10 protein-coding genes are annotated in these 13,079 nt (G+C 46.6%); 7 read left to right on the top strand and 3 right to left on the bottom strand.

Annotated features, from left to right (window positions below; all coding sequences use genetic code 11):
- Window positions 1-277: 277 nt before the first annotated feature.
- Window positions 278-2,128, bottom strand: coding sequence for a sulfatase-like hydrolase/transferase (locus tag E5987_RS03225; RefSeq protein ID WP_160334652.1), 1,851 nt, complete (start codon window positions 2,126-2,128; stop codon window positions 278-280).
- 479 nt (window positions 2,129-2,607) lie between these two features.
- Here E5987_RS03225 and E5987_RS03230 point away from each other — a divergent pair, with 479 nt between their 5' ends.
- Together E5987_RS03230 and E5987_RS03235 are read left to right on the top strand one after the other, a co-directional pair.
- Complete coding sequence (locus tag E5987_RS03230; protein WP_160334653.1) at window positions 2,608-3,774, top strand: nucleotide sugar dehydrogenase; 1,167 nt, start codon at window positions 2,608-2,610, stop codon at window positions 3,772-3,774.
- Between the two features lie 7 nt (window positions 3,775-3,781).
- On the top strand, window positions 3,782-4,552 hold the full coding sequence (locus E5987_RS03235; protein WP_160334654.1) for a glycosyltransferase family 2 protein: 771 nt from the start codon (window positions 3,782-3,784) through the stop codon (window positions 4,550-4,552).
- A 5-nt stretch (window positions 4,553-4,557) separates the two neighbouring features.
- Here the strand turns inward: E5987_RS03235 and E5987_RS03240 are convergent, their stop codons facing one another.
- Window positions 4,558-5,589, bottom strand: a complete 1,032-nt coding sequence (locus tag E5987_RS03240; protein WP_160334655.1) for a glycosyltransferase family 4 protein — start codon at window positions 5,587-5,589, stop codon at window positions 4,558-4,560.
- A gap of 121 nt (window positions 5,590-5,710) precedes the next feature.
- A complete protein-coding gene (locus E5987_RS03245) occupies window positions 5,711-6,025 on the bottom strand; it encodes an HU family DNA-binding protein (protein ID WP_160334656.1) in 315 nt (104 codons plus the stop codon).
- A 345-nt stretch (window positions 6,026-6,370) separates the two neighbouring features.
- Between E5987_RS03245 and E5987_RS03250 the strand changes: the two genes are divergently transcribed.
- The 5 genes from E5987_RS03250 to E5987_RS03270 are packed head-to-tail and all read left to right on the top strand — an operon-like array spanning window position 6,371 to window position 13,070.
- Window positions 6,371-8,479, top strand: coding sequence for an acetate--CoA ligase family protein (locus E5987_RS03250; RefSeq protein WP_237178709.1), 2,109 nt, complete (start codon window positions 6,371-6,373; stop codon window positions 8,477-8,479).
- Between the two features lie 42 nt (window positions 8,480-8,521).
- Entirely contained in the window at window positions 8,522-9,094 is a 573-nt protein-coding gene (locus E5987_RS03255; protein ID WP_160334658.1) for a 2-oxoacid:acceptor oxidoreductase family protein, read from the top strand.
- 11 nt (window positions 9,095-9,105) lie between these two features.
- Window positions 9,106-10,362: a pyruvate ferredoxin oxidoreductase gene (gene porA / locus E5987_RS03260; RefSeq protein ID WP_160334659.1), complete on the top strand. Its 1,257-nt coding sequence runs from the start codon at window positions 9,106-9,108 to the stop codon at window positions 10,360-10,362.
- A 3-nt stretch (window positions 10,363-10,365) separates the two neighbouring features.
- Window positions 10,366-11,427 carry a thiamine pyrophosphate-dependent enzyme gene (locus E5987_RS03265; protein ID WP_160334660.1) on the top strand — a complete coding sequence of 354 codons (1,062 nt, stop codon included), beginning with the start codon at window positions 10,366-10,368 and terminating at the stop codon, window positions 11,425-11,427.
- 14 nt (window positions 11,428-11,441) lie between these two features.
- Window positions 11,442-13,070, top strand: a complete 1,629-nt coding sequence (locus tag E5987_RS03270; RefSeq protein ID WP_160334661.1) for an NAD(P)-binding protein — start codon at window positions 11,442-11,444, stop codon at window positions 13,068-13,070.
- The last annotated feature ends 9 nt before the right edge of the window (window positions 13,071-13,079 follow it).

Genomic DNA, 13,079 nt, shown 5'->3' on the forward strand with positions numbered 1-13,079 from the left:
AGAGGGCGCCCCGCGCTCAGCCTCTACAACATTGTTCAATAACTTTTCTAAAATCTTCCGGTTGTATCAGGGTCTTTAAATAAGCGCATTGGCTGCCATGCAGTCTCTCGAGATTTTAGGAGCCCCCTCGCATATTCAATAACAACGTCCAATAAAGGACACAGCATCATAGATCAACAACCTGCCTTTAAACTAGTTCACTATTTCCGTCGCTTCTTTTAAGGCGCAACTCTCTGTCTAATTCCAACATAGAACTTCACTTCAATGTCGGTGTCTGCTACTTGGAATAGCGCCTTAGCTCCTCTAACACTTCCGGCATGTAATTCGGTATATCTTTGTCGGGAGCGGGTCTGAAGGTTTTGTCTAAGTGTTCCAGCATTCCGGCTCGATTAATAAGAACAATCCGATCGGGTTCAACAAATCCGTCAAGGCTGTAACCGCTAACGTATACCCAATCTCTTCTGTTCTCAGGCTCCCAAATCGACTGTCCTACAGAGTAGTCTTTTGTTGGATTTGTACAGCCCAAAACCTCCGGAAGAATTGTCGGAACCAAATCAAGATGTGATGTTAGGTAATTTACCTCTCTGGCTTCTTTCCCCGGCCAATGAATGACTAAAGGCACCTTGACCTGAGGATCCGTAAAGTTTCCACCATGGCTCCAATAATTCAGTTTGTTATCGTTAAATTCGTCTCCGTGATCCGAACTAATAACGACAATAGTATTGTCCATTAGTTTCTTTTCTTCAAGGAACTTCAAGACATTTTCAATCTGATCGTCCGCATAGCGAACCGCGTTCTTATATCGAGCTAAATACGGTGCGGGATCAAAAGAATTAGACAGTTCTAAATGATTGACGTTCTTCCAATAGGGCTTAAACACCTCATACTTTGGCTCTCTTGGAAAATCATAAGCGTGCACTGAATCTAAGAAGATAAAGCCGAAAAAAGGTTCTCCGTTCTTGATTGATTGCTGCCACTTTTCAAAATCCTCTACGGCAAACTTATCTGATTCGACTGAATTGTCTCCTCTCGGATCGATGCGCAAACCCTTAATAGAGGAAAAGATGGTTTTATGGAATTCCGGCATATCCAACGGAGCCCCTGCAAATATTCCGATGTTGTAATGAGCATCCTGCAGAGCGGTGATAAGGATTCCGGGAGTTGACCCGGTCAGTGCTTTCTTCCAATAGCTTCCGGGCAGTCCGGTAAATAGAGAGAAAATACCATGCCGTGTATTGTTGCCGTTGGAATAATGATTCGTGAAAGTAATGTTCTTCTTTGAGAACGCATAGGTATTAGGCATAACATCCGCCGTCAGCATGTCATACCGAAGCGTGTCGACAAAAAGAAATAATATGTTGTAGCGTTTGCCTCCATGGCATGTAAGAGGTTCCAGCGGATATTTCATATTCGAAGAACCGTCTGCTTGAATTTTCTGGGAATTTGCATTAATAGCATCTCTATTAACAAGGCCGAGCTTTATAAAAACATTGTTCATTCTCAGAGGCCGAGCTAAGGGAATTTTCTCGGGAACTGTCGTAACTCGAGTATCAAAATGGACGAACCCCCAGGCGTAATAAACATTTGCCCAAATAAAGCCGAGTAAACAAACCAGGGAAATAATTCCAACTATTTTGACCCCTGACACTCTCCTCGCAGCCTTAAAAAACAATGCAATGACTGTTGAAATAACTACAAGATAACCAATAATTTCAACGATCATCGGAAGAGAAAAGCTCACAATTCTTCCCCCTCCAAGGAAGGTCATTTGAAGCATCGCCAGATTCAGATGGGTCCGGTACATCGGATAAACAAATGTATCTGCGGCAAGGTATACGATAACTAAAAAATCGAATAGTGCTGCCGCCATCGGAATAAGATAATTCAAACGAAAGAGCTTCAGAAGTAAAAATAACAATCCGACGATAACAAGGGAATAGACAAAATAAGCTCCACCGGTAAAAGCCGCAAAGAGCAGTTTTTGAAACCAACTCCATGCAGCGCAAAGACCTAAAGCGTTGATCGAAACAGCCCCTAAGGCGATAGAAATAATCGCAATAAAAATAGAATTCAGCAAAAGTAGGAGAAAGGGCCTACTACTTCCGGAGAGATGTTTTGTGGATTTCATCTTATAGAATCTTCTCTAATAAACTTACTCTGTCTCTTTGGAAAAAGCTCGCACCAGAATTTTGAAGAGTTGGTTTAAAAGTATTGCTGATTGTTTTACCTTACAATGACTAAAAACAAGCATATGCAGCCGGACTATTGACCACAGCACTTAAAAATAAAACAGTTAATTGTACTTTTATTTGCATGTAATTAAGCCCTCTGCTGTCAATGTGTTTTTCTATTAATTAAAGTGTTGTCTGAAAATCCGGCAGAAATCACAGCCTGCTTTCGGTTCAAATTAACTAATAACTTTTCTCAGACTCTTTAAATAATATATTCTAAAATCTGACGGGACGAAATTGGCTTTCAGCACGAATAGTGATTTGTAGGGAAGACCATTCCTTTTTTGATCTGCTGGATATAGCTGAAGCCGCGCGAAAGCGGATTTCTCCTTTAAGACAAATGCCTCAGGCTAAAAAGACTGTATTGGGTTAGATAATGAAAAACATTGTGATATTTGGAACTGGATATGTTGGACTTTCCAACGCAGTTCTTCTTGCGCAGCACAATCATGTAGTTGCCGTTGATATTGTCGATAGCAAAGTTCAACTGATTAACAATAAAAAGAGCCCAATTGAAGATAAAGAAATTCAGGATTACTTAAAAAACAAAAAATTAAATTTATGGGCGACAACTGACGCCAGCGAATCGGTAAAAACTGCGGATTTCGTCGTTATCTGTACTCCCACCAATTATGATCCTGAAACTAATAAATTTGACACTTCAAGCGTTGAAACGGTCCTGGATCAAGTTAAAGCCATCAATCCAAACACTACCGTTGTTATTAAATCCACAGTTCCGGTCGGCTATACCGAAGGGTTAAAGAAACGCAGATATAAAAATGTAATCTTTATCCCTGAATTTCTCAGAGAGGGAAAAGCGTTGTACGACAATCTGCATCCTTCTCGTATCGTCATCGGAGACTTTTCAGATAAAGCAAAAGAATTTGCGTCTCTGTTAAAAGAAGGCGCTTTGGATAAAGATGTTCCCATTCTTTACGCCTCTTCAACGGAAGCGGAGGCAATCAAGCTCTTCTCCAACACCTACCTTGCAATGAGAGTCGCTTTTTTCAACGAACTCGACAGTTATGCCCTGGCCAAGAAACTCAGCTCTGACGAAATAATCAAAGGTGTTTGTCTCGACCCTAGAATTGGAGATCACTACTGTAATCCCTCCTTCGGCTACGGTGGTTACTGTCTCCCAAAAGATACAAAGCAGCTTCTGGCAAACTTTGCGGGTGTTCCTCAGACTTTGATCCGAGCAATTGTTGAATCAAACAAAATTCGCAAGAACTTCATTAGCGACCTAGTTGCCTCCAAGTCTGCTAATACGATTGGGATTTTCAGACTAATAATGAAGAGCGGCTCCGATAATTTCAGGGATTCCGCAATTCAAGACATAATCGAGGAACTGACGAACAAGGGCAAGGATCTAATAATTTATGAACCGTCCTACCAGGGAAGCTCTTTTAAAGGAATCCCGGTGATCTCTGATTTAAACCAATTTAAAGAAAAAACAGACTTAATCATAGCTAATCGGTTTTCTAAAGATTTAGAAGATGTAAAAGATAAGGTCTTCACTAGAGATATCTTTCATAACAACTGAGAAAGAGATGAAAGTCACTGCCTACATAATGGCTAAGAATGAGGAGTCAACCATTCAGGCCTGTGTTAGAAACCTAGCTTGGTGCGACGACGTTGTCGTCGCCGATACAGGCTCAACGGACAAAACCAAAGAAAAGGCCCTTGAAGCGGGCGCACGGGTTGTAAATATACCTTTTCAAGGGTTCGGAAAAACAAGAAACGAAATCATCCGAACAATTGAGGCGGATTGGATTGTATGTTTCGATGCAGATGAAATTTGTACTGAAGCTCTATCTAAAGAATTAAGTGCAGCTATCGCTTCCGGAAAATACGCCGCAATTAAAGCTCCGAGACAAAATTTTCTTCTAGGAAAGAAAATTAAACACTCAGGCTGGTATCCGGATTATCGACATCCTGTTGCGTTTAGCAAAAAGCATGCGATCTATGACGACAAAAACGTCCATGAGGGCCTCATCGTAGACGGACCTCTTGGGTATCTCAATGAACCCTTTCTTCATTATTCATTCAAAGATCTCAAAAGTTATTTTGTAAAATCACAGAAATACGCCGAAATAGGCGCAAATGAGTTAGCAAAAAAAAATAAGAAGATAACTATGGGTTCTGCTTTGCTGCACGGAAGCGGCAGATTCCTTAGGCACTACTTTCTCAAGCTTGGGCTCCTTGACGGCTGGGCAGGACTAATTATCTCGCTTACCTCTTCTTATGGGACGTTCTGTAAATATGCGCGAGCCTACGAGATCCAAAATAATATGAGTACTGAGCCAAAAAAAAATAATTAGTACAATCAGTTGTAACCCAGCACGCGTTCATATATTGCCAAGTATTTAGGTGCGGTTTGCTCAATTGCAATAGATCGAACAAAAAGACGGGCATTTTCGACCATTTGCTTTTTTAGTCCTTCATCATTTTTTTCTAGAAGAATCGCATCAGCAAGAGCTCGCGGAGAATTCGGCGGGATCAAAAGACCTGTCGTTCTATCTTTAATAACATCCGGGATACCGCCGACATTAGCTCCAATAACAGGCGTTCCCGCCTGCATAGCCTCCAATAGAACGCTGCCCAACCCTTCATTACGGGACGGCAGAATCAAGCAATCCGCCGCATTAAACCAATTCCCCATGTCTGAGCGCTTTCCTAAGAATTGAACATTGGAGCATCCCTTTGCAAGGGCCGTCAATTGAGTTTTATACGGCCCGTCTCCGAGAAATAAAAATTGGACATCTTCATTCTCCAACTCCCGCGCTGCGCTGATCGAGATATCAAAACCTTTATGCTCTAGAAGAGTTGCCGCCTGAACAACTAAAAACTTCCCCTGATATTGCGCTCTTATTCCATTGACAACCTGCTCCTCAAGCTCATATGAAACCGGCGAAGACGGTATAAGCTCAACATCTTTTTGCGGAAGATATTCTTTTAATACACTGCAGATTTTTCGCGAAATTCCAACAAGCAAGGAAGCCCTTTCATAGCTTAATTTCGTTAGAAATCTCTCACTTATATTATTGTCAATTCGTCTCGTGATGATAAACGGGGTACCTCGGAGCATATTATGGACAGAGGCCCAGTGAACCCCGCGTCCGTCGTGAACATGCAGCAAAGAAACATCTTTAAGGAGAGGAGCGTTATGTCCTCGGAAAAAATTTGTCGTCTTAACAACTTCTACGCCAATCTGTTCTAATTTTGATGTTAACGGACTTCTAGGATGAGTCACTGCAACTAAATCAATATTTACCCTCTTCAATTCCCGGGCCAGCAAAAATGTTTGATTTTCGCCTCCGCTATACCCCGAAGCAAGGTTCACAAAACAAATCTTCATTAGATCATCCTAGATATGACACTTCTGCGCATCACTAAACACCGATGCAAATATCTTAGTAACTATAAACAGAAAAGCCTCCCAAACAAAGGAGGCTTTCTCTGAATGCGAAACAAGCTAATTATTTCTTAGCTTTGCGTGCACCTTTTGCAGCTTTTTTCGGAGCGTTGACAGCGTCTTTGAAAGCTTTGCCGGCAGAGAACTTCGGAACTTTAGCGGCAGGGATCTTGATCTCGGCGCCGGTTGAAGGGTTGCGGCCGATGCGAGCCTGACGTTCGGACTGATAGAACTTGCCGAAGCCAACTGTAACGTAATCGTCGCCGGCAGCAACTGCTTTGACGATTTCATCGGTGTAGGCGTTGATGACTTTGGCGACATCTGCTTTTGTGACACCTGTCACTTTGGCAACTGCGTCAATCATTTCTGTCTTGTTCATTGGTCTCTCCTATGTAAACCGAGTTGACATTCATATAACAGTAATATATTACGCTGATTTGAGCGTCTTAGGCGTAACTCTCTAGGATTACTACAAGTTTTTGCGTATTAACAACACTTCGGCCGTCTACTCATTATTTGATTCACTTGAAAAGCATTTTTTGCCGTTAATAATTTGTTTAAAAAAGTTGTAACTCTTGCCTTTTCTCTGCTCTTATCTACAATGCCAATCAAGTTTTTGGAATGACTTTTCATAATGTGAAAAGATTCTAAACACGCTACGGTATCAGGTCTCTTTCTGACCTAAAATTAGTAGGTTATGCAAACCTTTTAACGGATGTCATATATGCACGGATTAGATAAGATTATGCGTCCCCGCAGCATTGCGGTCATCGGCGCCTCAACCAAGGAACACACAATCGGTTCAGATATTATGAAACGTCTGCTCGAGTACGGATACACGGGCAATATTTATCCTATCAATCCGAAAGACTCCGAAATTCACGGACTCAAAGCATATCCATCCGTTCTCGATGTTGCCGATGACATCGATATGGCGCTTATCGTTATCAATGCGAAGTACGTTCTCTCCGTAATTGATCAGTGTCATCGGAAAGGCATCAAAGGTGTCGTAGTAATCAGTGCCGGATTTAAAGAAACCGGATCAGCCGGCGCCGAACTTGAAAAGCAGCTCGCGGCAAAGATTCACGAATACGGCATGACGCTGGTTGGACCCAACTGCCTGGGCGTTGTAAATACCGACCCCGCAGTTCGCCTTGACGCCTGCTTTGCTGAGTCGCTCCCCGTACGCGGCGATATCGGCTTTGTCTCCCAATCAGGCGCGCTCGGAGGCGGAATTCTCAATATTCTTAAAGACCTGAATCTCGGCTTTGCCCAGTTTATTTCTATTGGCAATCAGGCTGACGTAAACGCTGACTCTGCTATTGAATACTGGGAAAATGTGGATGACGTCCGTCAGATTCTCCTCTATATGGAATCCATCGCGGACCCGAAGAAATTCAGAAAGCTTGCAACCAGCACCACAAAGAAAAAAACGATTCTCGCACTGAAAGCCGGCCGCTCGGCTGCAGGCGCTTCTGCTGCTTCTTCACACACCGGTTCGCTTGCCGGTGCTGACAAAGCGGCAGACGCTTTGCTGAAGCAGTCCGGCGTCATCCGCGAATTCACGCTTCAGAACCTATTTAATACAGCTAAAGTGTTCAGCCACTGCCCTATTCCTAAGGGCGACAGAGTCGCTATCGTAACCAACTCCGGCGGTCCCGGAATTATGGCGACCGACACCGTCGTTGAATGCGGCATGCAGATGGCAGAACTGAGCGAAGCGACTAAAGAAAAACTGCGCTCTTTCCTGCCGGCCGCGGCTTCGGTTAAAAACCCGGTGGACATGATTGCTTCAGCTCCTCTTGACCATTATCAGCAAACGCTCGAGACAGTACTCTCTGACGACGGCGTCGATATGGTCATTGTGATTTACCTGCCCTTCCTTGGCCTAAAAGATATCGATGTCGCCAAAGCGGTTATGGACATCAAAGCTCAGCATCCGAACAAACCGATTGTCGGTGTGTTCATGACAAAGAACGAATTCTTCGCCAAACTCTCCGACATGGAAGTCAACGTACCGTTCTTTATGTTTGCTGAAGAAGCGGTCATGGGTCTGAATCGTCTCAACCAGCAAAGAAAGTGGATTGAGCGTCCGATCACGTCACCTATGCGCTTTGACGTTGACGCAGAAAAGGCAGCAAAGATTTTCAGCAATGCTGCAGCGGAAAACCGCGAACAGCTGACAACTGGCGAATCCCTCCAGGTTCTTTCTGCCTACGGCATTCGTGTCTGTAAAGACGGCGAGGCGAAAAATGCCGACGAAGCAGTCGCACTGGCAGAAGAAATCGGTTATCCCGTTGTCATGAAGCTCAACTCAAAGAAAATTTCCCATAAGACAGACGTTGGCGGTGTTCGCGTCGGAATTAAAGATGCTGAACAGCTGAGAGCTGAATACGCTGATCTGGTGGCAAAGCTTGAAGCCAAAGGTCTTATGGAGGGTTTTGAAGGCGTCATTGTTCAGGAAATGGTCAAGAGCGACAGAGAAATGGTCTGCGGCTGCGCTAAAGATCCTCAGTACGGTCCGATGATGATGTTCGGTCTTGGCGGCGTGTTTGTCGAAGTGATGAAAGATGTCACCTTCCGCCTTGCACCGCTTACGCCTGAAGACGCAAATGACATGATTACATCCGTTAAAGCGTACAAACTTCTGCAGGGAGCGCGAGGCGCTATTCCGGCTCAAATCGACAAAGTTGAAGAAACACTGATGAGACTTTCTCAGCTTGTTGAAGACTATCCCTCTATTGAAGAATTAGATATCAACCCCTTGATGATCAGTGATAAGAATGGTGAACCCATTGCCGTCGACGGCCGTATCAAAGTCTCGCTGACTTAATCGCTCGATCTCTTGTTTGCAATTTAGTTATAAGGAAAAAAAGTGTTCCAGATCAGATTACACGGCCGAGGAGGCCAAGGTGTTGTAACGAGTGCGGAAATGCTTTCTCTTGCAGCCTTTACAGAGGGCCATTACGCCCAGGCTTTCCCAAGTTTCGGAAGTGAACGAACCGGCGCTCCTGTTGTCGCCTTTGCTCGAGTCAGCGACCATCAGATCCGTCTTCGTGAACCGATTACAGAGCCGGATGCGGTGCTTATCCAGGACCGTACGCTGCTTGAAAGCGTCAACGTCTTTAGCGGTCTCACAGATAACGCTTACGTTCTTCTCAACAGCTCTCAGACTCCTGAAGAACTCGGTTTGGCTGATCTTGTGAATCGCCTTCCCAAGGGACATGTCATTACGCTGCCCGCCACCAAGTTCGCGATGGAAAGAATCGGACGTCCCCTTCCCGGCGCCGCGATGCTTGCGGGCTTTGCCGCTCTGACCGGAAAACTTAAGCTTGAAAGCGTTCAGCAGGCGTTCATGACACGCTACAAAGGAAAGGTTGCTCAGGCCAATGCCGATGTCGCATCCGACGCTTTCAATTTTGTTCTTAACGCTAAGAAAAACTTTTAAGGAGAGCCTCAATGCTCAAACAAATCGAAGGCTCACTGGGCGTAGCCGAAGCTGTAGCGCTTTGCCGTCCTGAAGTCGTCTGTGCTTATCCTATTTCTCCCCAGACACATATCGTTGAAAATCTGGGCGCCATGGTCAAAAAAGGCACGCTTACAGACTGCGAATTCATTAACGTGGAAAGTGAATTCGCCGCTATGAGTGTCGCAATCGGCGGCTCTGTCGCAGGCGGCCGTGCTTATACCGCTACCGCTTCTCAGGGTCTGCTGTACATGGCTGAGGCCGTATACAACGCTTCCGGCCTCGGCCTCCCTATTGTGATGACTGTCGCATCTCGAGCAATCGGAGCTCCGATCAATATTTGGAATGACCACTCCGACTCTCTGAGCCAGCGTGACTGCGGATGGATTCAGCTCTTTGCTGAAGACAACCAGGAAGCGGTGGATCTGCACATCCAGGCGTTCAAAATCGCTGAAGAAGTTTCTCTTCCTGTTATGGTCTGTATGGACGGCTTCGTGCTGACACACGCGTTCGAAAGAATGGACATTCCGACTCAGGAACAGGTTGACGCCTTCCTTCCGCCTTACGATCCGCGTCAGAGTTTGGACCCGGAAAACCCGGTTTCAATCGGCGCCATGGTTGGACCCGAAGCGTTCACTGAAGTTCGCTATCTTGCACACGCGCACCATCTGCAGTCTCTGCAGGTCATCGACCGTGTTTCTAAAGAATTTGAAGAAATCATCGGAAGAAAAACCGGCGGACTCATCGACCTTTATCGCGCAGAAGACGCTGAGGTCATGGTTATCGCGCTTGGCTCCACTATTGGAACCATCAAAGACGTTATTGATGAAATGCGTGAAGACGGCAAGAAAGTCGGTCTTCTCGGTATTAAAGCCTATCGCCCGTTCCCGCAGCAGGAAGTCTTCGCGGCTCTTGAAAAGGTTAAAACAGCGGTTGTTATTGACCGAGCGCTTCAGGTCGGCATCGGCGGCGTTGTAACCGACGACATCATTCGTTCTACCAGAGGTTTGGACAAGCTGAACATCTGCGGCGTTATCGCGGGTCTTGGCGGACGTCCGATCTACAAGAGAAGCCTGCACAAAGTATTTGATGCTGCGCTTAGAAATGAGCTTCCTGAGCTGAGTTTCTTGGACCTTGAAGAAAAAGTTGTTAACGATCAGCTGAGACACGAGCAGGAAGAGCGCCACATCGGACCAACCGCCGAAGCGATTGTTCGAGCGGTTGCGGATCACCATAAAGGAGAGGTATAAGTCATGTCCGAGCATCAGATTAAGTTTTATCAGACAGGCACGTTCACTGTCGGCAACCGTCTCCTGAATCCTGATCAGCGAAGCGGTCAGGCTAATATCGAGCGTTACAACTCCTTGAACTCCGGCCATCGCGCCTGTCAGGGCTGCGGTGAAGCGCTTGGCGCACGCTACGCAGTTGACGCCGCAATGCGCGCTACTCACGGCCGCCTGATCGCCGCCAACGCGACCGGCTGTCTTGAAGTGTTCTCTACTCCTTATCCGGAAACCAGCTGGCAGCTGCCTTGGTTCCATTCGCTTTTTGGTAATACTGCGGCCGTCGGCACAGGTATGGCCGCTGTCGCTCGTGTTAAAGCCAAAAAGACCAGCAAACCGCTGGTCCGCGTTATCGCTCAAGGCGGTGACGGCGGTACCACAGATATCGGTTTCGGCTGCCTGTCCGGTATGTTCGAACGCAACGACGACGTTCTGTACATCTGCTACGACAACGAAGGCTACATGAACACCGGTGTTCAGCGCTCCTCAGCCACACCTCCCGCAGTTCGCACAGCCACGACTCAGATTCTCGGCAGCCACCCCGGAAACGCATTCGGTCAGGGCAAGGATGTTCCTCTGATCGCTATGGCTCACGGCATTCCTTATGTGGCAACTGCTACAATCGCTGATCTTCGTGATCTGGAAAGAAAAGTTGAAAAGGCGATGACATTCCACGGAGCGCGCTATCTGCACGTTCTGGTTCCCTGCCCGCTCGGCTGGGGAGCCAAATCCTCCGACACGGTACGTTTAGCCCGTCTTGCCACCGAAACCGGCCTTTTCCCGGTATTTGAAGCTGAATACGGCGAAATCACAAACGTTCATAAGATTCGTCAGCTTCGCCCGGTTGAAGAATACATGAAGCTTCAGAAACGCTATGCGCACCTGTTCGGCGCTAAAGCCGACACCGAAGCGCTCACGAGAATTCAGGCAATATCAGAGAGAAACATCCGCAGATTCGGTCTTCTCGGCGAAGAAGAACCCGAAATTATTCCGCCTGCTGTTCAGGCTGACGAACGCGCAGATCGAATCTAAGAGGAATTACATTTATGAAAAAACCATTTGCTATTACGCTGGATGTCGGAACCTCTTTGGAAAACAGAACCGGCAGCTGGAGAACACTTCGTCCGACCTATGTCCACAAACTGCCGCCCTGCAATAAACAATGTCCTGCGGGCGAAGATATTCAGGGCTGGCTTTTCTATGCAGAAAGCGGAAATTATGAAAAAGCATGGCGCCATCTGGTCAAACGCAATCCTTTCCCTTCCTGCATGGGTCGTGTCTGCTATCACACCTGCGAAGGTGCTTGCAACCGCGGACAGCTTGATGAGTCCGTAGGTATCAATTCTGTGGAACGCTTCCTTGGCGACAATGCTCTGGAAAACGGCTATAAGTTTGAGAAACCCGCAAAGAAAACCGGTAAGAAAGTTCTGATCGTCGGATCCGGCCCTGCCGGTCTTTCCGCGGCTTATCAGCTCGCACTCAAAGGTCATGAAGTCACTGTTAAGGAAGGCAGTCCTGAGGCTGGCGGCATGATGCGCTACGGTATTCCTAAGTATCGTCTGCCGCGCCGAGTGCTCGATCAGGAAATCGCTCGAATCGCGGAACTGGGTGTCAAGATTGAACTCAACTACACCGTCAAGAGCATTGAGGAAGAAAAAGAAAAATTCGGTTATGACGCTGTATTCCTCGGTGTCGGCGCCGGTATGGCCAAGAATGCCTACATTCCGGGCGGTGACTCGAAACACATGATGGATGCCGTCTCTGTTCTTCGTTCCATGGAAGGCGAAGAAGAACCGCTGCTTGGACGCAGAGTTGTCGTTTACGGCGGCGGCAATACGGCAATTGACGTTGCTCGCTCCGCAAAACGTCTTGGCGCAGAACCGCTCATCATTTATCGCAGAACACGCGACAAGATGCCTGCGCATGACTTCGAAGTTGAAGAAGCCCTTCAGGAAGGTGTTTCTGTGAAGTGGCTTTCTACAATTTCCGAAGCTGAGAATCCGAAAGAAATCAAGATTGAAAAGATGAAACTTGATGAAAACGGAAATCCGCAGCCGACAGGTGAATTCGAAACGGTTGAAGCCGATACTGTTGTTCTCGCTCTTGGTCAGAACGTTGACCAGAGTCTCATTGATAAGATTCCGAATCTTAATATCGAGAAAGGCGTTGTTCAGGTTGACCGTTTCATGCGTACCAACGTTCCCGGTATCTATGCGGGCGGCGACATGGTCCCCGGCGACAGAAACGTAACGGTTGCTATCGGTCACGGCTATAAAGCGGCCTATGCGATTGACTGCTTCCTGAACGGCAAAGAACCTGTTGATCATCCGAAGAAACAGGTTGCTGAATTTAAGAACCTGAATACTTGGTACTACTCGGACGCCCCGAAGACTGTTCGTCCGATGCTTGATTTGGTTCGCCGACAGAGCACGTTTGATGAAGTCCAGCACGGTCTGACTGAAGAAAACGCGCTTTTTGAAGCTCGTCGCTGCATGTCTTGCGGCAACTGCCTGCAGTGCGATAACTGCTATGGTGTCTGCCCGGATAACGCGGTCATCAAGACCGGAGACGACAACGTGCCCTACATTTTCAATTATGACTATTGCAAGGGCTGCGGCGTATGTTCTCAGGAATGTCCATGCGGCGCAATCAACATGGAAACTGAGTCCATTTAATCCATCATA

The organism is Parasutterella muris, assembly GCF_009767915.1.
Lineage (GTDB): Bacteria > Pseudomonadota > Gammaproteobacteria > Burkholderiales > Burkholderiaceae_F > Parasutterella > Parasutterella muris.